Source organism: Rhizobium sophoriradicis (genome assembly GCF_025200795.1).
GTDB classification, from domain to species: Bacteria; Pseudomonadota; Alphaproteobacteria; order Rhizobiales; family Rhizobiaceae; genus Rhizobium; species Rhizobium sophoriradicis.
This window is the reverse complement of record NZ_CP104153.1, coordinates 218,982-242,217: the sequence shown is the minus strand read 5'-3', so window position 1 is coordinate 242,217 and position 23,236 is coordinate 218,982. Positions and strand designations below refer to the sequence as shown.

The window sequence follows — 23,236 nt, the reverse complement described above, 5'->3', positions numbered from 1 at the left end:
AACCATCGCCTTGAAGGGATACGAACTGCCGACCCGTGATTATTGCCCCACCACGCCTCCCGTTCGACCTTTGGGATGAATTCAAGAGGCTGTTGAGTTTGTGCTTGCATAATCAGCAAGCGTCTCTATATTTGCTAGCATGAACAGCAAGCAGAGAAAGACTCTCGCGGCGGTCTTCAAGGACCCGGCCTCGGGAACCATTGAATGGGCCGCTATAGAGAATTTGCTTGTGGCTGCCGGAGCCGACCTCATTGAGGGGAACGGTTCCCGCGTTAAGTTTGAAAAAGACGGGATCATTGCGAGCTTCCATAGACCACATCCGGCCAAGGAAGCAAAGCGCTATCAGGTGCGCGATGCTCGCGAGTTCCTGATGCAGATTGGAGTAACGCCATGAACATCATGACCTACAACGGATATCACGCTCGCATCGAATTCGATGCTGAGGACGATGTGTTTTTCGGCAGGATTGCAGGTATCTCCGATGTAATCGGCTTTCACGGTGACAGTGTCGCTGAACTCAAGAAAGCCTTCCATGAGGCAGTCGATGACTACCTGGAGACCTGCAGGAAAATCGGCAAAGAGCCTCAGCGACCCTATTCCGGGAAGATGATGTTTCGTGTCGCTCCCGAAGTCCATCGCCGAGCAGCTCTTGCTGCTGAGCTTTCGGGAAAGAGTCTGAACCAGTGGGCAGAAGAGGTGCTGGAAAAGGCCGCCGACCATTATGCCGAGGCGCGCTTGCCGGCGTAGTTCCCTTCACCGTACCGCCCATCGGCGTGTCCGATGAGTTGGTGTTCCCTTCGATCCATTATGCGACCTTGCTGGCCTAAAACGTGAACTCTATGGCAGCAAGCCGGTCGTTGGCCTTGAAATCTGCAGATAGCCTCCAGTGGATTGTGATCAGCACGAAGAAGGGCGACCTGATACATCCGGCGGTATTGATTTGGTTTAGGAATCGGGCGAAAGGGGTAAACAAATATACTTCGGGATAATAGCGAGGGCACTCTAGGCAGAGTTAATGTTGCAACGGCCCTAAAAGAGACGCCCTCCCATCACGGGCCGACTTGCCGCGCCGGCGTTTTGCTTGACCGCGAGACCTTCACCCCTGCCGGCGCGGCGCTTCTTAAAGCATGAAACCGCGTTGCCGCAGCTTGCTCGTCGCGAAACTGACTTAACAACATGCACCGGAACCTGAGTCGGAGGAAGATCAACCGAGATGCGACCGCCTCAATAATCCGAAGCATAGGCTCGTTGACATGAGAGGGAAGTCGGTGAAGCTTGATTGGATCTGCGATGCCTGCACCTCAGATGGTATGCGGGCAGCATCGAAGCGAGCGGTGTGCCATGGACGACACGGTCAAAGATGCGCAGAAGACCAGGGAGAACATGTTCGGACGGAAGCGCGCTGTCGCTTCCATCGGCCAGCAGACTTCGACTGACCTTCGGTACCACGAGCCACAATCCTCCTGGAGTGACGGCGATCGCATCTTTACACGAGAGCTGATCCGGAGCAGCGACGGCGCATCAAAAGCCGTTCTGAGGGTGCAGCTTGCAGCCGAACATCCCAGTCGAACCAGCCTCGACAGACTGGTCCACGAATATCGCCTGAAAGATGAACTCGACCGGCAGTGGGCAGCCAAACCGCTGGATTTCAAAACCGAAAATGGTCGTACCATACTCGTCCTCGAAGATTGCGGCGGCGTGCCCCTTCCGCAGTTGATGGGACGGCACAGCCGTGGCATGGCCGGCGAACTCACTGTCTTTTTGCGTCTTGCCAAGAGCATTGCGGCGGCAGTCGGCAAGGCTCACGGATGCGGCCTCATTCACAGGGACATCAAGCCGGCGAATATACTGGCGGACGAGGCGGACGGGCGCGTCCGTCTCACGGGCTTCGGAGTGGCGTCGCATCTTTCTCGTGAGCACCAGACCGCCGAGCCCCCTGAGGTCATTGCTGGCAGCCTCGCATACATGGCGCCCGAACAGACCGGCCGCATGAACCGATCGGTGGACTCGCGTAGTGACCTCTACGCCATCGGCATCACGCTCTACGAAATGATCACCGGCCAGTTGCCGTTCACTGCTTCGGAGCCGATGGAATGGGTGCACTGCCACGTTGCCAGGCGACCGGTGCCGCCGTCCGAGCGTGTAAGAGGGCTACCAGGCGTTATCTCGGCGATCGTGATGAAGCTGCTCGCCAAGAACGCAGAGGAACGCTACCAGACGGCCGCCGGGCTAGAGGCGGATTTGCGACGTGCCCTCGTCGAGAGCGAGAAGTATGGGCGGATCGCAGCTTTTCCGCTCGGGACACGCGATGTGCCGGATAGACTGGTGATTCCCGAGCGGCCCTATGGCCGCGAACGCGAGATCGCCGCCCTAACCTCCGCATTCGACCGGGTCGTCGCGGGCGCTGGGCCGACGCTGGTGCTTGTTTCGGGTCATGCCGGCGTGGGCAAATCCATGGTCGTGAATGAGCTGCACCGAGCGCTCGTACCGCCGCGTGGGCTGTTTGCCTCCGGCAAATTCGACCAGAATCTGCGTCACATTCCTTATGCGAGCGTAGCGCAGGCCCTGCAAGGCCTCGTCCGAGTGCTGCTGGGCAAGAGTGAAGCGGAACTCGCGCCCTGGCGCGCTGCTATAACCGAAGAACTGGGCGCGAGCGGTCGGCTGATGGTAACGCTTGTTCCAGAACTTGAATCTCTCATCGGGCGGCTTCCAGCGGTTGCGGATCTGCCGCCTCAGGACGCCAAACGCCGCTTCCAATTGAACATCAGGCGCCTACTGCGAGTGTTTGCCACAGCAGAACATCCGCTCACGCTGTTTCTAGACGATCTCCAATGGCTGGACGCAGCAACGCTCGATCTGCTTGAAGATTTGTGCACCCAGCAGGATATGCGTCACCTGCTGCTCATTGGCGCCTATCGCGACAACGAAGTATCGTCCACCCATCCGTTGATCCGCCGGCTGACGGCGATCCGGGAGGCCGGTGGCCAAATGCATGAAATCATACTGACACCGCTTAGGCTGGAAGATCTGACCCGGATGCTGGCCGACGCTCTTCATTGTGGAAGCAAGCGTGCCCAGCCGCTTGCGCGGCTAGTGCACAAGAAGAGCGGAGGCAATCCTTTCTTCGCGCTCCAGTTCCTGAGCACGCTGCCGGACGAAGGCCTGCTCGAATTCAATCGCGAACAGACGCACTGGGATTGGGATCTCGATCGCATACGAGCCAAAGGCTATACCGATAACGTCGTGGATCTTATGCTAAGCAAGCTGCGGCGCCTGCCCGATACCGCGCAGGCTGCCCTGAACATGCTAGCATGTCTTGGCAATCACGCGGCGGTTGATACCCTGGCTCTGATCAGGAGCGAAAATCACGACGCGGTTCATGCGGCCTTTTGGGCCGCGGCGCGGGCCGGACTCGTGCTGCTTGAGGAGGGGTCATCATACCGCTTCCTGCACGATCGTGTTCAGGAGGCCGCGTATGGGCTGATCCCTGAAGATGAGCGGACGGCAGCGCATCTTTCCATTGGCCGCCTCCTGCTGATGCATACGCCGCCGCAGGCACTCGAGGAGAATATTTTCGACATTGTCGGCCAACTCAACTGCGGCGGCGCGCTCATTGCGCCCGGTGAAGAGCGCGAGCGTCTCGCGAACTTGAACCTGCTTGCCACTCGCCGCGCCAAGGCGTCGGCTGCATACGACTCGGCGCTTGCCTATGCCCGCACGGGTGCGGCTTACCTGCCGGACGATGCCTGGGAGCGCCGATACGAACTCGCTTTCACCCTCGAACTCCACAGGGCTGAATGCGAATTCTTGACCGGCTCACCGGCGGAGGCGCAGGCCCGCCTCGCAGAACTGGCAAGCCGAGCCACCAGCCTCGCCGATCTGGCCCGCGTCACGCGCCTGCGCGTCGACCTTTTCATGAGCCTGGGTCGAAGCGATCAGGCCATCATATTCGGCCTCGACTACCTGCACCGGGTCGGCATTTCGTGGTCGTCCCACCCGACCAGGAGCCAGGTGCGCCAGGAATACGCGCGGCTTTGGCGACAACTCGGGGGCCGCCCTATCGAAGCGCTGCTTAACTCGCCCCCTATGGCGGACCCGGTCGCGCTCGCGACCATGGACGTTCTGACTTCACTTGTTACTCCGGCCCTGTTTACCAACGAGAATCTGCGCTGCCTCGTTATCGGGCGAATGGGCAACATCAGCCTCAAGCACGGCAACAGCGACACATCGCCTTATGCCTTCACTGCTGTGGGCACGGTACTCGGGCCCTATTTCGGCAACTATGAAGCCGGTTTTCGGTTCGGCCTGCTCGGATTGGACCTAACGGAACAGCCCGGAATGGAACGCCTGAAACCACGAGTCTACCTCGCCTTCGGTAACCTTGCGAAATCGTCATCGCGTCATGTCCGCACCGGTCGTGCGCTTGCGCAGCGCGTGTTCGAAACCGCACAGCAGGTCGGCGATCTCACCTACGCCGTCTTGAGCCGGAATAACCTTGTCACGTATCTTCTGGCCGCTGGCGAGCCCCTCTCGCAGGTTCAGCGCGATGCGGAAGCCGGTCTGGACTTCGCGCGTCAGGCCGGCTTCGAAGTCGCCGTCGGTTTCATCCGCGGGCAGCTCCAACTCATCCGAACACTTCGCGGGCTCACGCCAATCTTCGGATGCTTCAACGATGAAGGGTTCGACGAGCAGCAATTCGAACTTAAGACCGACGGCAAGCCGGGTAGTTGCCTGTACTGGATCCGCAAGCTACAGGCATGTGTATTTGCCGGGGATACCTCCACAGCACTTTCGGCAGCGGCGAAAGCAGAAAGCCTCCTCTGGATGACTCCCGCTATTTTCGAGCGGGCGGAATATCACTTCTACACCGGCCTTTCTTTGGCCTCTGCTTTGCAAGGATCGACTACTGAAACAGCTCTTTATCGCAGGGCCATACGCGCTCACCGCCGGCAGCTCGACACTTGGGCCGCGCACTCTCCGGAGAATTTCGCAAGCCGCGCAACATTGCTTGGCGCAGAAATCGCCCGCTTGGGAAGCCGTGAGTTGCATGCCGAGCGCCTCTATGAACAGGCGATCCAGTTGGCGAATGCGCACACGCTCCCACACGATGAGGCGATCGCGTATGAGCGCGCTTCCGCCTTTTACCGGGCGCGCGGCTTCGATCAGATTGCTCGCCTCTATCTTCAAAACGCCCGTCGCTGTTATCTCAGGTGGGGAGCCGACGGCAAGGTGCGGCAGCTGGAAGAAGCCTATCCCCAACTGCGGGATGGACAATCGGCGCCGGCTGCAACAAGCACGATCGAGGCGCCGATCGAGCATCTCGACCTCGCCACCGTCATCAAGGTGTCGCAAGCGGTCTCCGGCGAAATCGTCGTCGAGAAGCTGATCGATACGGTGCTGCGAATGGCCGTCGAGCAGGCGGGAGCCGAACGTGGCCTTCTGATCCTGTCGCGTGGCGGCGAACCTAGGATTGCCGCTGAGGCGGCGATCCGCGGCGAAGCGGTCCTCGTAGAGTTGCGCAATGAGGCCATCGCCGGTGTGATGCCGGAAGCAGTTCTCAATTACGTCCTGCGTATGCGGGAAATCGTCAGCCTCGACGATGCGTCGGCTGAAAACGCCTTTGCGGCCGATCCCTATATCCGCCATCGCGGGGCCAGATCCATTCTCTGTTTGCCGCTGATCAATCACGCGAAGCTGATCGGTGCGCTGTATCTGGAAAACACTCTGGCGGGCCGTGTTTTCGCGCCGGGGCGCATTCCGGTGTTGAAGCTGATCGCCTCGCAAGCCGCCAGCACGCTCGAAATCACCGGACTTTACCGCGACCTGGCAGAACGTGAAGCGCGAATAGGCCGGCTTGTCGAAGCGAACATCATCGGAATTTTTATCCGCGACATCGGAGGCCGAATTATCGAGGCCAACGAGGCATTCCTGCAAATGCTGGGCTACAGCCGTGACGAACTCTTGGCGGGTCAGCTGCTCGATAAAGAGCTGACGCCGCCCGAATGGCGCGAGCGTGACGCCGAAGCCGAGGCCGAGCTGAGAGTGACCGGTAGCGTCCGCCCCTTTGAAAAGGTGTACCAGCGAAAGGACGGCGGTCACGTACCCGTGCTGATCGGTGAGGCAAGCTTCGAGGGGGCCGGGAGCCAGGCCGTGGCCTTCGTGCTCGACCTGTCCGAGAGCAAGCAAGCAGAGGAGAGGCTGCGAGCAAGCGAAACTCGCTTTCGGACCTTCGTCGACCATGCCACCGATGCCTTTTTCCTCCATACCGACGATCTGACCGTCATAGACGTCAACCGCCAAGCCTGTGAAAGCCTCGGTTACAGCCGGGAGGAATTGATTGGCATGCACCCGCGCGACTTTGACGGAGCTATCGACGAAATGGCGCTTGCGACATTGGTGGATCGCGTCGATGCAGGACAGCCAATGACTTTCGAAACGCTCCATCGGCGTAAGGACGGAACAACGTTTCCGGTCGAGGTTCGCGTCGGTAAATTCCGACAGCAAGAGCAATGGTTTCGTCTTTCGCTGGCGCGTGACATCACCGACCGCAGGCAAGCCGAGGATGCTATTCAGCTTGCGCGAGCAGAACTTGCTCATGTAAGCAGGCTGACTACTATGGGAGAGCTTGTAGCCTCCATCGCACACGAGGTCAGACAGCCGCTCACCGGGCTAGTCAGCAGCGGCAATGCCTGCCTTCGCTATCTCGACGCGGATCCTCGTGACATCGTCTCCGCCCGTCGCGCCATCGAGCGCATGATCAGCGACGCTTTTCGCGCATCCGAGGTCATCGACCGGATTGGGGCAATGGCGAAGAAATCCCCCGAGCGCAGGGACCGGCTGAACCTCAACGATATCGTGTCCGAGACGATTGCGCTGGTGTCCACGGACTTAGAACGTAGCGCGGTGTCGCTTCGTACAAACCTCTCCAACGGCTTGGCCCCGATCGTAGGGGACCAAGTGCAGATCCAGCAGGTGATCCTGAACCTTATCGTGAACGCCAACGACGCGATGGCGGCGATGCCAAAAGGAGCGCGCGAACTCATCGTAAGCACTGAGAAGACAGCACCCAATACCGTTCTAGTGACAGTCCGCGACAGCGGCCCTATCCTCGACCTAGCGAAGATCGGCGATATATTCGAGGCATTCTACAGTACCAAACCCAAGGGTATGGGCATGGGTCTGACGATCAGTCGTTCGATCATAGAGGCTCACAAGGGCAAACTCTGGGTCACGCCAAACGCGCCCCACGGTGCCATTTTTCAGTTTACATTACCGACCGAGGAGAAATAATGGATCCATGTCCGGGGCGCCGCCTGACCGGCGCAAACATTGGGGACTTGGATGAAGGAGATTGTCTACATCATTGATGATGACACATCTGTCCGCGAAGGCCTCGGCGATCTCCTGCGCTCGGTTGGACTCGAGGTACTGACATTCGCTTCCAGCCAGGAGTTTTTGGATAGCAAGCGCCCTGACGTACCGGGCTGCATCATTCTCGATGTAAGGCTGCCGGGGCGGAGCGGCCTGGAATTTCAGAGCATGCTCACTTCCCTTGGAATTGAGCTTCCGGTCATTTTTATCAGTGCCCACAGCGACATTCCGATCTCCGTGCGGGCGATGAAAGCCGGCGCTATCGAATTCCTGACGAAGCCGCTGCGCGAGCAGGAATTGCTCGATGCCGCCTATGCCGGGATCGAGCGCGATTGCGCTCGGAGGCAGGAAGTCGCGCTCATTGCCGAGCTTCGGTCCCGCTATGATTCCTTGACGCCGCGTGAGCGCGAGATCATGAACCTGGTGGTCGCGGGCAGCGTCAACAAGCAAATCGCTGCTCAAGTGGGTCTGAGCGAGGTGACCGTCAAGGTTCATCGCGGCCACGTCATGCAGAAGATGCAGGCGAGATCTCTCGTTGACCTGGTCCGGATGGCGGACGGCCTCGGGGTGTCGACGAAGCCGTCGTGGGTCAGGTAGGCTCACGCATCTAGACCAAAGTATCGGGCGTCCACCCGGATGGATAGTCGCAGCGCCAATTCGGCGAGTCGCTTATCTCATTGGGCAATACGCTCCGAAGGCCCCCGGCTTTATCCTCTTACCAGCTGAAAAACTTGCAGAGACAGGACGGACGTTATCGCGTCGCTGGGCAAGAATCTGCGTCGGGTCCGCGCAACCCTGCCATTGGACGGACGCTCATCATGTTGACGCAACGCGAGTAACCGAAAGACCGAGGAAAGGTATCATTCATGCAAAACCAGAGATACGCCCTGCAGAAGAACCTCAACATCTACTGGACGGTAATCGATACGGTTTCAGACCGAAAAGCTCTCGTCAATGGCTTCGTTATGGACATGCTTACCGCCGATGAGGCCGAAGAATTGGTCAACACGCTGAACCGTGCAGAATCCCATGCTATCCTTGCGCCTACCAGAGGGAGCACCCCGATCGAAGACGACAGTAACTTTTCGATCGCCGTCTAGCCGACCGCTCGTCCTATAGACTGCGACGAGAGGACGATAGAGGGCGCTGACACTATAAAGGTGCCTCAATGGTTTGCTGTGTCGCACAGCCCCTTCGAGAAGAAGATTCGGCGACGGGATGAGATATCGAACGGGTCCGTTATCTGCCGATCCCGCAGGACCCGCGTTATAGTGGCTTGCTCTCTCCCTCCACCGCATCAATAAAAGACTTGTCGATCTTGATCCTATCGACACTCCGTGCAGTTGAAGGGACCGCGACGCAGTCAACTGCCTTCAAGACTACTGAAAATTCCGGCTCTTGATCTTCAGCGTATCGATATGAAGATCCGGCACGAACATGTCCCTGGCACGAACCCCCGGGGGCGCATTTTCGCGGGAATCGGGACTGCCGGGAGACCCATGGGTGAATTCATCGCCACGGCCGGCTGGCAGATGAAACGTGCCGCCGCGCCCCGCAAGCCCTGATAGATCACCCGACAAATCGAACAGCTGTTGGGCGACCAGGTGAACCACCTCGCCTTCCCGCTGGATCCTGCCATTGATCGCCATCATGCTGGCGCCGAGCACCACCCGGCGCGAGCGCTCGAACAACTTCGGCCAGACGACGACATTGGCAATGCCGGTCTCGTCCTCGATTGTGATGAACATCACGCCCTTGGCCGAACCCGGGCGCTGGCGCACCAGCACCAGTCCGGCCGCCATAAGCCACTTTCCGTCGCGCGCCGTCATCGCCTGCGCACAGGTGACGATCCGCCGCTTATTGAGATCGGCCCGCAGGAACCTCAAGGGGTGCTCCCGAAGTGTCAGCCCGACGTGACCGTAATCCTCGACGACGTTGTGCCCGTCGGTCATCTGCCTGAGCTCGACGTCCGGCTCCTGCTGCTCGGCAATCGCCCGCGCCTCGCGTTCGGCTGCGGCCGTGAACAGTGGCAGCGGCTCGTCGCGCAGCGCCTTGATCGCCCAGAGCGCATCGCGTCGTTCGAGCCGTAATGACGGCAGGAAGGCGTCGGCCTCGGCGAGCTCGACAAGGGAAGCGACCGGCACGCCCGACCGCCGCCACATGTCATCCACCGATGCGAAGGGCTCGTCGGCGCGCGCGGCGACAATGCGCGCAGCGTCGGCGGTTGCCATTCCCCGCACGAGACGCATGCCGAGCCGCACTGCATGCCGGTCCGTGCCTTCGACCTCCTCGAGCGTGCAGTCCCAACGCGAGCAATTGATACACACCGGTCGCACCTCAACGCCGTGTTTCCTCGCATCGATGACGATTTGGGCGGGCGCATAAAATCCCATCGGCTGCGAGTTCAGGAGAGCCGCGCAAAACACATCCGGGAAATGGCATTTGATGTAGTTGCTGGCATAGGCAATCAGCGCGAAAGAGGCCGCATGGCTTTCGGGAAAGCCGTAGGAGCCGAAACCTTCCAACTGCGAGAATGTCTTTTCGGCGAATTCCTTTGTGTAGCCGTTTCGGATCATCCCGCTCACAAGCTTGTCCTGGAATCGTGAGACGCCACCGGTGAACTTGAAGGTGGCCATGGATTTTCGCAGTTGGTCAGCTTCACCACCGGTGAACCCGGCGCAGACCATCGCCACCTTCATCGCTGACTCCTGAAACAGCGGCACGCCGAGCGTCTTGTGCAGGACCGCCTCCAGTTCGGGGGTCGGGTATTCCACCTTTTCCTTGCCCTCGCGGCGGCGAAGATAGGGATGGACCATGTCACCCTGAATCGGCCCGGGGCGGACGATCGCCACCTGGATGACGAGGTCGTAGAAGGTTTTCGGCTTCATCCGCGGCAGCATCGACATCTGCGCCCGGCTCTCGATCTGGAAGGTGCCAAGCGTGTCGGCCTTGCAGATCATCGCATAGGTCGCCGGGTCTTCCTGCGGGATGGTGGCGAGGTCGAGATCCTGATGCTTGTGCTCGCCGATAAGGGCAAAGGCCTTGGCCATACAGGTCAGCATGCCGAGCGCCAGCACGTCGACCTTCATCATTTTCAGCGCCTCGACGTCATCCTTGTCCCATTCAATCACCTGGCGGTCAGCCATCGCCGCCAGCTCGATCGGCACGAGATGATCCAGCCTGTCATGGGTCAGAACAAATCCACCCGGGTGCTGGCCGAGATGCCGCGGGGCTCCCATCAGCTGCTGGGCAAGCCGAAGGGTCAAGGCGAGACGCCGATCCTGCGGATTGAGACCGAGAGCCCGCACCTGGCTCTCGCCGACCGTTTCCGACCAGGACCAGATGCCGGAGGAAAGCGCCTTGATCAGATCCTCGGGCAAGCCCAGCGCCTTGCCGACGTCGCGAATGGCGCCCTTGGCGCGATAGCGGGTCACCGTCGAGCAGAGGGCCGCCTTGTCATGACCGTAGGTCTTGTAAATCCACTGGATCACCTCCTCGCGCCTTTCGTGTTCGAAATCGACATCGATGTCGGGTGGCTCGTCCCGCTCCTGGCTGACGAAGCGCTCGAAGAGGAGGTCGTTGGTTTCCGGGTCGATCGAGGTGATGCCGAGCACGTAGCAGACGGCGGAGTTGGCCGCCGATCCCCTGCCCTGGCAGAGAATGCCCTGCGATCGGGCATAGCGGACGATCGAGAAGACTGTCAGGAAATAGGGGGCGTATTTCATCGTCTCGATCAGTGCCAACTCATGGCGAATCGTCTTTTCGACATGCGCCGGCAGACCTTCGGGATAGCGCGTCTTCACGCCCTGCCAGGTATAGTGCTCCAGTGACTGTTGCGCCGTCATGCCCGGGATCAAAGCTTCCTCGGGATACTGGTAGACGAGCTCTTCCAACGAGAACCTGCAGCGCTCGACGATCTCCATCGTTCGCGCAAGCGCTTCCGGGTAGCGGGGAAACAGACGCGCCATCTCCTCGGGCGGCTTGAGAAAGCGATCGGCGTGCCGCTCGCGCTCAAAGCCAACATCGTCGATGGTGGTGCCGGTGCGAATACAGGTGACGACATCCTGCAACTGCCGCCGGCCGGGCTCGTGAAACAGCACGTCATTGGTGACGACCGTCTTCACCCGGTGCTGCGCCGCCAGGTTCGACAACTCGTGCAGCCGTAGCTGATCGTTCGGGCGCCGGCGAAGGCAGAGCGAGACATAGGCACGGCCGCCGAAGACATCCGCCATCTTCCTCAACTGCACGGCGCAGACCTCGTCGGCCAGATCCGGTACGAGAATGCCGATCAGGCCTTCGGAATAGTGCGCCACATCATCGAGATGCAGGATGCAGTTGGCTTTGCCGCCGCGGCCCTTGCCTAGTGTCAAGAGCCGCGTCAGCCGCGAATAGGCGGCGCGATCGGTGGGATAGACGAGGATCGACATGCCGTCCTGGAGATCGAGCCGGCAGCCGACGACGAGGCGCAGACCGGTGGCGCGCGAGGCTTCCAGCGCCCGGACGATGCCCGCCAGGCTGTTGCGGTCGACGACGCCGAGCGCCTCAGTGCCCATCAGCTTGGCGGTCGCAAACAGCTCTTCCGCCGAGCTTGCGCCGCGAAGGAAGGAGAAATGCGTGGTGACCTGCAGTTCAGCGTAGCGCATCAGGCAAACACCCCATGCAGAAACCACTTGCGCGATCCGGTGTCGGCATCGACACCATCGCCGGATCGGAAAATCCAGAAACGCTCGCCGGCATCATCCTCGACGACGAAATAGTCGCGGACCGCTACCCATTCGGAGCTGCGCTGCCACCACTCTCCAAAGATCCTCTCAGGGCCGTCGGCGCGCTTTACCCGGCGCCGCTTGCCGCGCCAGGTAAAAGAAACCGGCGGATGATCCGGCAACAGCGCAATTACCTCGATGGTTTCCGGATTTGGCAAAAGCCTGGATGGCCTCGGCCAATGGAGGGGCCAAGTGGCGCCGGTCTCGTCAGCCGTGGGTGCAATGCGCTGCACGCTGCGCTCCGGCACATCGCTTGCGACCGGCGCAACGCGGAAAATCCGCTGGCCGCCGCGATTGCCGAGCACGTCGATCAGCGGCGTCACATCGGTCACCTGTTCCTCGATCAAAGAGGTGGCCGACTGCGTCTCAACGAGAGGTTCGGCGATAATGGCAGCGAGGCTCAATTTCTCGATGCCGAAGCCGGGTTCGATCTTCTCGATCCGGTCGCGGAAGAGTTTTGTCAGCCAGGCGATATCGCGGACCGGCTTGGCCGTGCCCGCCCGGAGCGACTGGATCTTGTTGTCGACGCGGTGAACGATCAGGTCGGCGCGCCGCACACCAAGCCCTCGCTTCTCGAGCTCAAGACAGAGCTGCCGCACCAGACGGCCGACATATTTCTCGATGGTCTCCGGTGCGCCGATCGGTTCGGCAAAGGATTTTTGGACCTCGACCAGGTCCGCTGCCCGGATCGGGTCGATGGGCTCGGCCAGCCGGCCGAACATCTGGTCGAGGCGGCGTCCAACCTCGGTCCCGAAACGCAGCGTCAGCGGCGCCCGCGGTGTGGCAGCGAGATCACCGACGCTTGCAAAGCCGAGGGTGCGGAGGCTTGCGACGATCTCGGCTGGCAGCCGCAGCGACGACAGCGGCAGCCGGTTTACGACTTTGGCGGTCCCACCGCGCGGGATGATGATGGTCTCGCGATCGATTGACCGGGCGAGCGCATGAGCAGCGCCCCATGTGTCGGCGATCGCCGCTCGCGCTGAAAGACCGCGGCCGCGGAAGCGGTTCACAAGACCCGAGAGCATCAGCTCCTCGCCACCCTGCAGATGATCGGCGCCTTCGGTGTCCATGACGATACCATCAGGAGGATCCATGGCTACGACGGGAGAATATTGCGACAGGGACCAGAGCGTCAGCCGTTCAAGTGTTGCGAGGTCGGCGGCCGGATCGGCATCGATCATCATCAGCCCCTGGACCAGCGCCTGCGCCTTGGCGACCGGCATGCCGACGCGCAACCCGAGTTTGAGAGCTGCCTGATCGGCCGCCGCAACCCATCGCTTCGACCCGCTCCTGGCGATCACCACCAGCGGCATGTCAGGAGCGAGCGAAGGATCGGCGCGCCTGATCCGGTCGGTCGGCAGTGTCGGAAGAAAGACAGATACGACCCTGGCCATCACATGCTCCGATAATGAATTCTCCTCCCTCGCCTGCCCTGACCCGCATCAGTTCTGCCAGCCAGCGCGCGCGGCCGATACCCGGCACGGGGAGCGGCTCGGACGGCAGCACCGAGATCCGCCAGCGGGTCGCCGCGGCCGTCGGCATCCCGAAATCGGAGGCTTCCGTCTGGCGCCGCCACCGGCGGATCACCAGCCCCAATGTGCCGGACTTTTCCGCCGCAAGCTGCAGCCGGCGCGAAGCCGTCATCGGCAGGCGTACCAGCTCGGCGACGACGGCGCCGAGGCCGCCATAGCGCAAAGCCTCTTCGAAGCTTGCGAGCACCGTCTCTTCCTTGTCGCATTCGACGAAGATGACGCGATCGGGGTGGAGTCCGACCTGGGCGAGCGCGGGAAAGAACAGATCGAAGCGTGTGAGGCACCAGACCACCTTGCCGGTGGTCCGCGCCGCGATGCCGCCGATGAAGAGGGCCGCAGCTGCGCCGTCGATCGCTCCGTTCCCGCCCCCAGCGACTTCATGCAGCGCGCCATAGGCCAAACCACCTCCCGGCAGCTGCGCATCGATCTCGCTCACCCCGAACGGCAGGAAGCTGCGACGGCGCAAACTCGCTCCTTCCAGGCTGGCGATTGTCTCGCGCAACGCGTAGAGGACGGCATTCGAAGTGGCGACTGATGTAGTCATAATCTCCTTGCGGCAACCCGCTTTGACTTGAGAAAATGCGATATGTTCTTTATTTGTTCTCAAAGCGCAAACGAGTCAATGCACAGCAAGCGCGCTCAAGTTGAGCGCGAACACCGGCCTGACGGATTCCGTGAATGGATTCAATCCCGTGGCCGGATTGGGAATTTTTTCACATGGTCCAACCCGGCCCGTTGAGTGATCTGAGACTGAAGGATTATCGTGAGCCGGTTATCGCATTCAGCTGCCGGCGATGCGACCGCCATGGCGCAATCGAGCGCAAGCTGTTGGTGAAAGCGTTCGGCGGCGATGTAAGCTTGGCGGTACTCCGCCGGCGGATGGCCATGGGCTGCGAGCGCATGCAAACGCCCGAGGGCGACAAATGCGGCGCGCACTTCCCATGTCTGGGGGACACAGACGGTCCTGATGGAAGCCAGTCATGACAAATGATGAAGGTCACGAGCGGCCGCGCAAGATCGTTCACGTCGACATGGATGCCTATTACGCGTCGGTCGAGCAGCGCGATAATCCCGAATTGCGCGGCAAACCGATTGCCGTCGGCGGATCGGCCGCCCGCGGCGGCGAGCTATGAGGCGCGCGCCTATGGCGTTCATTCGGCAATGCCGTCGGTCACCGCGAAGCGCAAATGCCCAGACCTGATTTTCGTGCCGCCGCGCTTCGACGTCTACAGGGCGGTGTCGCAGCAGATCCGTGAGATCTTTGCAGAATATACGCCGATGATCGAGCCGCTGTCGCTTGACGAGGCCTATCTCGACGTCACCCAGAACCACAAGGGCATGGAAATCGCCACTGAGATCGCGCTGGAGATCCAGGCCAAGATCAAGCAGGTCACCGGGCTCAACGCCTCGGCCGGCATCTCCTACAACAAGTTCCTCGCCAAGATGGCGAGCGACCTCAACAAGCCCAACGGCCAGGCTGTCATTACGCCGCGCAATGGGCCGGCTTTCGTCGAAGCCCTTCCCGTCAAGAAATTCCATGGCGTCGGCCCGGCGACGGCGGAAAAGATGCACCGGCTCGGAATCGATACTGGCGCCGACCTCAAGGGGAAGACGCTGGAATTCCTGGTCGAGCATTTCGGGAAGTCGGGGCCCTATTTTTACAGCATCGCCCGTGGCATCGACGAGCGCCAGGTCAAGCCGGACCGGGTGCGCAAATCCGTCGGTGCCGAAGATACCTTCTCACAGGATCTCCACGCTTACGAGCCGGCCCGTGAAGGGCTGCAGCCGCTGATCGAGAAGGTATGGGGTTATTGCGAGGCAAATGGGATCGGCGCCAAGACGGTGACGCTCAAGGTCAAATATGCCGACTTCAACCAGATCACCCGCAGCAAGACTGTTCCGGCACCTTTGCCGGCGATCGCCGATCTCGAAGAGATCGTTGACCTCCTGCTGGCGCCGATCTTTCCGCCCCGCAAGGGCATTCGCCTGCTCGGCGTCTCGCTGTCGTCGCTCGAAAGGCGCGCCGCCGGAGCGGAACCGCAACTGCGGTTGGCGCTTTAGATCGCGAGCATCGGCTGGGCAGGCTCGCCGGCAGCGCGCTTGACCCGGAAGGTGCCCGCCGGCAGCGGCCGCAGAATTTCCTCTTCGGGGACAAGACCGTCGAGCCAGGCCATACGCTGGTCGCGCGTCAGTACCGTCATCTGCCGGTCGTGAACAGGCGCGATGTCGGCATTCGCCTCGATGGTCAGGATGGCATAGGCTTCCGGCCAATCCTCAGCCGCCGGCCGCCAGATCCCCGCGAAATAGAACCAGTCGCCGTTGGCTAGAGCGTTTCAGGTTTTCACGGAAGCATATCCGGCATTGGCGAAGTAGTTGCTGCATTCGCTGGGCTCGATGGTTGTGACGAGGTGTCCGATGTGGCGCCAGGTGTCATCGATGGTTCGCTTCTGAGCCAGGCGCATCCAGTGCTTGATTTTGGCGAAAGCCTGTTCGATCGGGTTAAGGTCGGGGGAGTATGGCGGCAGGTACCAGAGCCGAGCACCAGCGTTGCGGATCATCTGACGGATGGCGACCGACTTGTGGGAGCCGAGATTATCCATCACGACGATATCGCCGGGTTTGAGCACCGGTACGAGTTGCTGTTCGACATAAGCACGAAAGCACTCACCGTTGATCGGTCCATCGAAGACACAAGGCGCGGTGAGCCGATCGCAGCGCAACGCGCCGAGGAAAGTCAGGGTGCGCCAATGTCCGTGCGGGGCGAAGCTGCGCAGCCGTTTGCCCTTCGGCCCCCAGCCTCGAAGCGGCGCCATGTTGGTCTTGATCCAGGTTTCATCGATGAAGACCAGCCGGCTTGGATCAAGGCCAGCCTGCCAGGATCGCCAGCGCTGTCGCCGTCGCGCGACGTCAGCGCGCGCCTGCTCAAGGGCGAACAGTGTTTTTTTTGAACCGTAGTCCCTCGCGCCGCAGAAACTGCCATACGGTGTCGTGGGATACCTTCACCCCTCGCGCGGCCAGTTCTTCCTTCAACCTGTTCAGTGACACATGCGGCGTCTGGTTGATCCGCTCGGCGATAAACGCTCGGTACGGCTCAAGAACCCGCTTGCGGTGGCCGCCCATCTTCCCAGGCGCGACAGATCCGCTCGAACGGTAGCGCTGAGACCACTTCACCGCTGAAGACACGGCAATACCGAACCGCACCGCCACCGACCGGCAGCTCTCGCCGGCTTCGATTGCATCAACAACACGCTTGCGAAGATCATTTGAAAGAGGTCGAGTCATCCGATGCTGGCCTCCACTCCAGCCAGCATCTTGAATCACAAAACAGCCAAAAACGGAATCCCTTCCGATTCAACTAAATCCAGATACGCTCTAGCGAAAAGCTGAAGCTTTTATGGCGAAACTCCGAGGCAGGCACCAGGCATGGACCGCCGTCCCGCGGGCGCAGTCCCCACGGCAGCTCCACCATCTCCACATCGCCATCATGGCACCTTATGATGACGCGGTGCTCATTGAGCGGGGCGTCGGACTGGAAAACCTTCGCGCGCATCATAGATAGAACATATCAGGAACGATTTTTCGAAGCAACCAACCTGTCATGGGGGACGCATGTGCAATGATTATCGGCTGATGGTGGATGCTGCTTCGATCGCGAAGGACTTCGCCGATCTGAAGATCAAGATCCGCTTTGGTGAAGGCATACCGAACCTCGAAGCGCGCGAGGACATCAAAATCACCGACGTAGGCCCCATCGTCAGGACGATCGACGGAGCCGGCGATGAGGCCGAGCTTGTGCAGCGGCGCTGGAGCTGGCCGGGACCGAACAAGCGGCCGGTCTATAATTTCCGCTCGGAGGGTCGGGAGTTCACCTCCAATCGCTGCTTGATCATTGCCGACGGCTTCTACGAGTTCACAGACCCAAAGGACCCGAAAAAGAAACGTAAGGACAAGTGGCTATTCACGAAGAAGAACGAGCCGATCTTCTGCATCGCCGGCATCTGGCGCGAGACGCCGGAGGTCGGTCAGGCCTTCACCATGCTGACGATGGAGCCCGGACCGGACATCGCGTCCTACCACGATCGGCAAATCGTCATCCTCGAGCGCAACGCATGGGCCGGCTGGTTTGATCCCACCGTTTCGGCAAAGTCGTTGATCAAGCCGCTTTCCGCGGGCACCCTCGCTGTAGAACAGGTCGGGTAATCCCGGCGCGGCAGCAATATTGCCTCGCTACATCTCGCAGCAAAACGGTTTGCTTGCCGTTTCACAACGTCCCTAGAGAGACCAAGTCCTGGCACCATCGAGATGAGTCTCGTCGCACCGGATGCCGATAAGTCCAGGCGCTCTCGACCAGCATGTGCCGAACCCGACCGTTGCCGGCCTTGGTGATCCCACCCCGTCTGATCGTCTCACCCGTTGATCGCTCACCAGGGACCAGGCCGAGATAGCCCATCAGTTGGCGAGGGCTCTCAAATCGGCTCACGTCGCCGACCTCCGTGGCGAATGTCACGGCGACGATCAGATCGACCCCTCGCAGGGTCTGCAGCGCTCGAATGACCGGCGCCAGCGACCAGGTTGGGACGAACTCCTCGATCACCTTCTCCAGTCGTTCGACGCGCTCTTTCGAGACGCGCACCGCCTCGACCATTTCCTGCAACGCAATCTGATGCGCCGGATGATCGAATTGTTGCTCCTGCAGCCAGCGCAGGTATCGCATCGTCCAGCCCTTCTTGCGTGGATAGATGCGACTGTGTTTGAGCATAAAGGCACTGATCTGTTGTCGGTGAACCCGCAATGTCTCGACAGCAGCAGCTCGAGCGCGAACGAGGTCGCGCATCGCCTCATGGCCCTCATCAGGAACCCACACTGCCGTGAGCTCGCCGGCCCTCAATAGCCGGGCGAGCGCGAGGGCATCTCGACGATTGCTCTGTCGCCTGGCTTCCTGGGGATCAGTGATGGAGCGACCACCACACATTCATGGCCAAGCGATCGGATAAGCCGATGTAGGCCGTATCCGGTCGGACCCGCCTCGTAGCAGAAATGAACTCGGTCAAACTTTGCTGCTATCCGCTGGATGATGCGGCGCATGCTGGTATCAGAGTGCGTCAACCTCACCCCAAAAGCGGACCTCTCCCTGTGCAATAGATTCTTTCGGCGAGCTAAGAACTTGGGCTGGCTGGAATGACTAATTTGGGGCCGATTGCTGACCGACCGCTCCATAGAGGCCACGGCGACAAGCTGCCATGCGCGCCCGTTCACTCTAGACACCGGGCCTAGAAACCCGCTTCGGAGTCCGGTGGAGCAGTGCCTAGTCAGAGCGAAGCAGAGACAAGGTGCGGCGCAATAGAGCACGCTCCCATAGGGGATGCGCTCAAGGGAGATTCTGTCGCAAAAATCGCCATTCAAATGGCGTCGACATCGCCTGCTAACGGACGGCCGGGTAGAGCCGCGGAAGCCAACGCTCGATTATGTCGACTGGAAAGCCAAGGCGGACTTTGCCCTTCGGGCTTGGCGATGTGAGCACGCCAATGTCCAGCAGGCTGGATAGGACCGTCCGCGCCTGGCGCTCCTGATACCCTGTCAGCGCCTGCACCTGAGAACGTGCAAATTCGCCTGTCAGGATGGCTTCGCGCAACAAGGGCCAACTGCCCTTTGGAAGTCGTTGCATTTGGACCTCCTCATTGCACCAGACCTCCACGCGGTTCAGCAATTCCTCCGGCTTAAGGAGTTCCTCCATAAATGTAACCTGGTCCAGGCAACACGATAGGAAGAAGGCGGTAAATTCAGTCAAGCCGGCTTGCGTGAGATTGCCGCGTCCATCGAGATCACCACGCCTCGGCTGATCGGCTTGAGCCAGCAGACGCTTGTAATCCGAAACATTCCTGGCAAGGCCGCGCGAGACCGACCACAATTCCGAGCCAATTCCCAGGTCTCGCAACAGAGCATGCGAAAATAGCCGCGAAACACGCCCATTTCCGTCGAAGAACGGATGGATCCATGCCAGCCGGTGGTGCGATGCGCCGACACCGATGATTTTCTGCAGCTTGGAGAGCATTTTGAATGAATAGCCTTCGACAAAGCGCCCGATGAGCGGCTCGATCATTTCCGGCTCGGGTGCCACGTGCTCACCGACTTTTACATGCCGCGTTCGCAACTGCCCAGGAACCATCTTGATTTCTTCGCCCGTATTGGGATTACGGACAATCAACAGCTCATCCGGAAGCCGCCGGCAGAATTCCCCGTGCATCCAGCAAATGCCGTCGAGCGACAACACAGGAAACGGCATCTCGCTTCTGTCAATGAGCTGCTGCACCTCGATATGAGCGCGGGCCTCGAGTTGAAGATTTCGCTTTTCCGGTTCACGCGCATAATCGCCTGCCATTGCGCGATCGATATCGACAGGAAGCGTGTTATGTCCTTCAATAAGATTTGAGTAATAGCAGTTCATGGAGCGCACCAGATTGCCAACCGACCCCCGCATAATGGGGTGCAGTCGCGCTGCAAAGCGGCTGGCGGTGGAGGTCAGCTCAATCGCCAGGTCTTCCAATTCCCTGTTGCTGTCGGGAAGCAGAGGTTCCATACTCGTCAAAGTGACCATATTTTGCCGGTTTCCGTGCCCTTAAATTCCTTAATTTTATCATACCGATAGGCCGTGATAGGCGCAATCGTATTGCCGGTATTTTTGCCGATCTAACAAAGACATGCTGGATACGCGACGCTTCGGCTGGTGATCAAGCCTATTACAGTACGCTCGAGCGCGGCAGATGCCCGCCCGTCACGCGCCGCGCACCAAGCTCGACGGTATCTTCCGGGCTCATCTCAGATCGAACTCCCCGATCTGCATTGTCCGGCAAATCGGTATAAGCCATTCCCCGGAGCAAGAATCAGGGGACAACATGGAAACCGTGGAGATCAGCAGCAGTAGTGACTTCCGTATGGGCAATCGAGCGGGCGCGGGAAATCTTAACGTCCGAAGGAGCTGCATTTGCTGTGGCCGCCCGCGATATGGACGAGGAGGCGCTGGCGAACACTGCAGCCGCGCTCGGCAAGCCATCAGCGATGCGATGCTGGAGGTGTTTGATGGCCTGATAGGTGAGTAGCGCTGGGTGGAGCGATAAGCTGGCTACTAACCAATATTTCGATATAAATTTGGTCAGCGCGGTTCGGCTCCCCTGCCCTCGAGAGCTCTGGCCTGTCAGCGACGTTCGACGCCCTGCATAGCTTCCTCGATCTTCCCAGAAAGAATACGAACGCGGCGAAAAATACCAGTATGACACGCGTCGTCTTCCCCTCTCATTGCAAACTGTCAGAAAACTGCATATATTTCTGACAGGAGACATGCCATGCAAAAGCTGACGTCACAAATCATGGGCCATGCTGAACGACTCCCGGAAGGGTTCGCGCTATCGGCAAAGAGCTTTTTGCATCTCGGAAATCGTGCCGCCCTGGACCAGGCTCTGTCGCGCCTGGCCGAGCGCGGCGAGCTCGTCCGGGCCGGCCGCGGCATCTATATGCGGCCTGTCAAAAGCCGTTTTGGCAGCCGGCCGCCGACAGTTGAACAGGCGGTGGAGGCCGTGGCGCAGCAACGCGGCGAGGTCATCGTCTCAAACGGCGCCGCCGCTGCGAATTCCCTGGGCCTGACCACCCAGGTCCCGGTCCGCTCCGTCTACCTTACATCCGGCCGCAGCCGGACGATGAACCTTGGACAGCAGTCGGTCGAGCTCAGGCATGTGCCTCGCTGGCAACTGGCCTTGGCCGATCGGCCCGCCGGCGTGGCGGTCCGTGCGCTCGCCTGGCTTGGGCCCGAGAAGGCCGATGAAGCACTGTCTCGGATCAAGCGAAAGCTGCCGCCAGACGCGTTCGGCGAGCTGGTGGCGGCCGCACCGCAGTTCCCGACCTGGCTTGCAAGAAGCGTGGGAAAGGCTGCGCATGGCTGATCAGTTCCTGACCTTGTCAAAGGACGACCGGCGCGAAGCCTTGGCCGTGGCGGCCGACCGCACCGGACGGCCCATTCACCTGCTCGAAAAGGATGTCTGGGTCGTCTGGACGCTGCAGATGCTCTTTTCGTCCAAGCTCGGCGAGCACCTCGTCTTCAAGGGCGGCACTTCGCTTTCGAAAGCCTACGGCGTCATCAAAAGGTTCTCCGAGGACGTCGACCTGACCTATGATATCCGCGCTCTGGCGCCGGACTTGGTCAGCGACAATGATGAGGCGCTGCCGAAAACCCGCAGTGAGGAGAAGCGCTGGACCAGCGAAGTGCGAAAGCGGCTTCCGGTCTGGGTCTCGGACTCGGTGGAGCCGGTGATCGCCGGCGCGCTGCGCGATCAATCTCTTCCGGCGGCAATTCGCCTCGAGGATTATACGCTCTATCTGGACTATGACGCGGTGAGCAGCGGATCCGGCTATGTCGCCCCGAGCGTCATGCTCGAATTCGGCGCACGGTCAACCGTGAGCCAGCCAGTATCCGCGATGTCGGCTGCGACGCTTCGGGTCACGTCGATGGTGTCGAATTTCCGAAAGCGAGTCCGCGCGTCATGCACGCCGAGCGGACGTTCTGGGAGAAGGCGACGGCCATCCATGTCTTCTGCCTGCAGGAGCGCCTCCGCGGTGATCGGTTTGCCCGCCACTGGCATGACGTCGTCCGGTTGGACGATGCCGGCTTTGCAGAAGCGGCATTCAAGGATCGGCAGCTTGCCAATGCGGTGGCCAAACACAAATCCATGTTCTTTGCGGAAAAGGCGGCCGACCGCTCGCCCATCGACTACACTGCAGCCGTCAACGGCAATCTGGTTCTGACACCGTCCGGCGAAGGGCTCCGTAAGCGCTGTTGCAATCACACACGTTTTTTGACGCCCTTGGCCCGAGCTTGCCATTTGGCTGGAACTGACGCAGGAAACGGGGCCGTGACTTTCCACATCTCAGGATTTGGGTGATCCTTTGCATCGAACGCAAAGCCGTCAGCTGTATGCTCTGTCTTCATTCGAAGATAGCAGGCGCAAATGAACAGAGCATCTGTTGATTTGGGCAGCAAGGTGCATAAGGTGCTGCAACAGAATCGCGGAGAACGCCCCATGTCTAGTGATATCCTAGCAATCGCATACAGAGAGCGGGAAAGGCTCCAAGCGGAACTGAACGCTAATCGGCAGAAGCTCCAGCAGGTGCAAAAACTTATTTCTGTTTACGAGGTTGGCGACTCCAACAACGCTAAGCCCGCTGCAAGCAATTATCGCCAAGGCTCAAAGGCCGCGTTGGTTGATGAGATCGTGTCCAAGCACTTAGCGCAGACAGGGGTGAGAGCATCCTCCGGCGAACTTCTTCCGATTGTCCAAGATGCCGGGGTGACAATGACCGGCAAGATTCCGGCAAAGACACTCTCTGCTTTTCTGGCCACCTCTAAGCGATTTAACAACCTCAAGGGATTTGGATACGGCTTGACCGAATGGGGAGAGAGTCCACAAAAACCAAGCCATGACCTTGAAGAATGATGGCACGAAAGTTTTGGCGAGTTTAAGGGCCGCTCACAGCGCCTGATCTCCAGATGCTTGCTCTGTCATGGCCCAACTCCACCTTCCT

The 23,236-nt window shown here is 60.1% G+C and carries 13 protein-coding genes and 7 pseudogenes; 12 read left to right on the top strand and 8 right to left on the bottom strand.

The features are described from left to right. Positions 1 to 139: 139 nt before the first annotated feature. From N2597_RS23075 to N2597_RS23055, 5 genes and pseudogenes are all read left to right on the top strand, one after another. Positions 140 to 394 carry a type II toxin-antitoxin system HicA family toxin gene (locus tag N2597_RS23075; protein WP_040112695.1) on the top strand — a complete coding sequence of 85 codons (255 nt, stop codon included), beginning with the start codon at positions 140 to 142 and terminating at the stop codon, positions 392 to 394. Beyond that, positions 391 to 747, top strand: a complete 357-nt coding sequence (locus N2597_RS23070) for a type II toxin-antitoxin system HicB family antitoxin (RefSeq protein WP_040112694.1) — start codon at positions 391 to 393, stop codon at positions 745 to 747. Before N2597_RS23075 ends, N2597_RS23070 begins: the two co-directional genes overlap by 4 nt. A 594-nt stretch (positions 748 to 1,341) precedes the next feature. Next, a complete protein-coding gene (locus tag N2597_RS23065; protein ID WP_183736563.1) occupies positions 1,342 to 7,290 on the top strand; it encodes an AAA family ATPase in 5,949 nt (1,982 codons plus the stop codon). 51 nt (positions 7,291 to 7,341) lie between these two features. Continuing rightward, positions 7,342 to 7,968, top strand: coding sequence for a response regulator transcription factor (locus N2597_RS23060; RefSeq protein WP_040112692.1), 627 nt, complete (start codon positions 7,342 to 7,344; stop codon positions 7,966 to 7,968). A gap of 269 nt (positions 7,969 to 8,237) precedes the next feature. After that, positions 8,238 to 8,452 (top strand): annotated as a pseudogene (locus N2597_RS23055) (hypothetical protein). 298 nt (positions 8,453 to 8,750) lie between these two features. On the opposite strand, the gene N2597_RS23050 reads toward N2597_RS23055, so the two are convergent. The 3 genes from N2597_RS23050 to N2597_RS23040 are packed head-to-tail and all read right to left on the bottom strand — an operon-like array spanning position 8,751 to position 14,210. Beyond that, a complete protein-coding gene (locus N2597_RS23050) occupies positions 8,751 to 12,014 on the bottom strand; it encodes an error-prone DNA polymerase (protein ID WP_183599437.1) in 3,264 nt (1,087 codons plus the stop codon). Beyond that, positions 12,014 to 13,528 (bottom strand): Y-family DNA polymerase, encoded by a 1,515-nt coding sequence (locus N2597_RS23045; RefSeq protein ID WP_080771815.1) that lies wholly within the window; start codon positions 13,526 to 13,528, stop codon positions 12,014 to 12,016. The genes N2597_RS23050 and N2597_RS23045 overlap by 1 nt, the downstream gene beginning before the upstream one ends. Next, on the bottom strand, positions 13,449 to 14,210 hold the full coding sequence (locus tag N2597_RS23040) for an ImuA family protein (protein WP_009994938.1): 762 nt from the start codon (positions 14,208 to 14,210) through the stop codon (positions 13,449 to 13,451). Before N2597_RS23040 ends, N2597_RS23045 begins: the two co-directional genes overlap by 80 nt. 173 nt (positions 14,211 to 14,383) lie before the next feature. Between N2597_RS23040 and N2597_RS23035 the strand changes: the two genes are divergently transcribed. Continuing rightward, positions 14,384 to 14,650: a hypothetical protein gene (locus tag N2597_RS23035; RefSeq protein WP_225881472.1), complete on the top strand. Its 267-nt coding sequence runs from the start codon at positions 14,384 to 14,386 to the stop codon at positions 14,648 to 14,650. Continuing rightward, positions 14,647 to 15,727 (top strand): annotated as a pseudogene (gene dinB / locus N2597_RS23030) (DNA polymerase IV). The gene N2597_RS23035 and the pseudogene dinB overlap by 4 nt, the downstream one beginning before the upstream one ends. Here dinB and N2597_RS23025 read toward each other — a convergent pair. From N2597_RS23025 to N2597_RS23015, 3 genes and pseudogenes are all read right to left on the bottom strand, one after another. Continuing rightward, positions 15,724 to 15,996: pseudogene (locus N2597_RS23025) on the bottom strand (SOS response-associated peptidase family protein); the annotation flags it as partial. The pseudogenes dinB and N2597_RS23025 overlap by 4 nt on opposite strands. A 3-nt stretch (positions 15,997 to 15,999) precedes the next feature. After that, a protein-coding gene (locus tag N2597_RS23020) for an IS630 family transposase (RefSeq protein ID WP_097622115.1) occupies positions 16,000 to 16,948 on the bottom strand; the annotation gives its coding sequence in 2 pieces (ribosomal slippage) (positions 16,000 to 16,611 and positions 16,613 to 16,948; 948 coding nt in all). Between the two features lie 91 nt (positions 16,949 to 17,039). Continuing rightward, positions 17,040 to 17,219 (bottom strand): annotated as a pseudogene (locus N2597_RS23015) (SOS response-associated peptidase family protein); the annotation flags it as partial. A 56-nt stretch (positions 17,220 to 17,275) separates the two neighbouring features. On the opposite strand from N2597_RS23015, the gene N2597_RS23010 reads away from it, so the two are divergent. Further along, positions 17,276 to 17,866: an SOS response-associated peptidase family protein gene (locus tag N2597_RS23010; RefSeq protein ID WP_040112690.1), complete on the top strand. Its 591-nt coding sequence runs from the start codon at positions 17,276 to 17,278 to the stop codon at positions 17,864 to 17,866. 118 nt (positions 17,867 to 17,984) lie between these two features. Here N2597_RS23010 and N2597_RS23005 read toward each other — a convergent pair. Beyond that, positions 17,985 to 18,797: pseudogene (locus N2597_RS23005) on the bottom strand (IS110 family RNA-guided transposase); the annotation flags it as partial. Between the two features lie 291 nt (positions 18,798 to 19,088). Beyond that, positions 19,089 to 20,261, bottom strand: coding sequence for a Fic family protein (locus N2597_RS23000; RefSeq protein ID WP_040112689.1), 1,173 nt, complete (start codon positions 20,259 to 20,261; stop codon positions 19,089 to 19,091). 298 nt (positions 20,262 to 20,559) lie between these two features. Here N2597_RS23000 and N2597_RS22995 point away from each other — a divergent pair. The 4 genes and pseudogenes from N2597_RS22995 (at position 20,560) to N2597_RS22980 (ending at position 23,148) form a co-directional block, all read left to right on the top strand. Beyond that, positions 20,560 to 20,763: pseudogene (locus N2597_RS22995) on the top strand (hypothetical protein). Between the two features lie 243 nt (positions 20,764 to 21,006). Beyond that, on the top strand, positions 21,007 to 21,600 hold the full coding sequence (locus N2597_RS22990; protein ID WP_183599959.1) for a DUF6088 family protein: 594 nt from the start codon (positions 21,007 to 21,009) through the stop codon (positions 21,598 to 21,600). Next, positions 21,593 to 22,482 (top strand): annotated as a pseudogene (locus tag N2597_RS22985) (nucleotidyl transferase AbiEii/AbiGii toxin family protein); the annotation flags it as partial. The gene N2597_RS22990 and the pseudogene N2597_RS22985, both read left to right, overlap by 8 nt. Positions 22,483 to 22,662: 180 nt before the next feature. After that, positions 22,663 to 23,148, top strand: coding sequence for a hypothetical protein (locus N2597_RS22980; protein WP_183599957.1), 486 nt, complete (start codon positions 22,663 to 22,665; stop codon positions 23,146 to 23,148). The last annotated feature ends 88 nt before the right edge of the window (positions 23,149 to 23,236 follow it).

Excerpts from the sequence above, each read along its gene's own strand:
- N2597_RS23075 (WP_040112695.1), top strand. The coding sequence starts at position 140 with ATGAACAGCAAGCAGAGAAAGACTCTCGCGGCGGTCTTCAAGGACCCG.
- N2597_RS23070 (WP_040112694.1), top strand. The coding sequence starts at position 391 with ATGAACATCATGACCTACAACGGATATCACGCTCGCATCGAATTCGAT.
- N2597_RS23065 (WP_183736563.1), top strand. The coding sequence starts at position 1,342 with ATGGACGACACGGTCAAAGATGCGCAGAAGACCAGGGAGAACATGTTC.
- N2597_RS23060 (WP_040112692.1), top strand. The coding sequence starts at position 7,342 with ATGAAGGAGATTGTCTACATCATTGATGATGACACATCTGTCCGCGAA.
- N2597_RS23050 (WP_183599437.1), bottom strand. The coding sequence starts at position 12,014 with ATGCGCTACGCTGAACTGCAGGTCACCACGCATTTCTCCTTCCTTCGC.
- N2597_RS23045 (WP_080771815.1), bottom strand. The coding sequence starts at position 13,528 with ATGGCCAGGGTCGTATCTGTCTTTCTTCCGACACTGCCGACCGACCGG.
- N2597_RS23040 (WP_009994938.1), bottom strand. The coding sequence starts at position 14,210 with ATGACTACATCAGTCGCCACTTCGAATGCCGTCCTCTACGCGTTGCGC.
- N2597_RS23035 (WP_225881472.1), top strand. The coding sequence starts at position 14,384 with ATGGTCCAACCCGGCCCGTTGAGTGATCTGAGACTGAAGGATTATCGT.
- N2597_RS23010 (WP_040112690.1), top strand. The coding sequence starts at position 17,276 with ATGTGCAATGATTATCGGCTGATGGTGGATGCTGCTTCGATCGCGAAG.
- N2597_RS23000 (WP_040112689.1), bottom strand. The coding sequence starts at position 20,261 with ATGGTCACTTTGACGAGTATGGAACCTCTGCTTCCCGACAGCAACAGG.
- N2597_RS22990 (WP_183599959.1), top strand. The coding sequence starts at position 21,007 with ATGCAAAAGCTGACGTCACAAATCATGGGCCATGCTGAACGACTCCCG.
- N2597_RS22980 (WP_183599957.1), top strand. The coding sequence starts at position 22,663 with ATGAACAGAGCATCTGTTGATTTGGGCAGCAAGGTGCATAAGGTGCTG.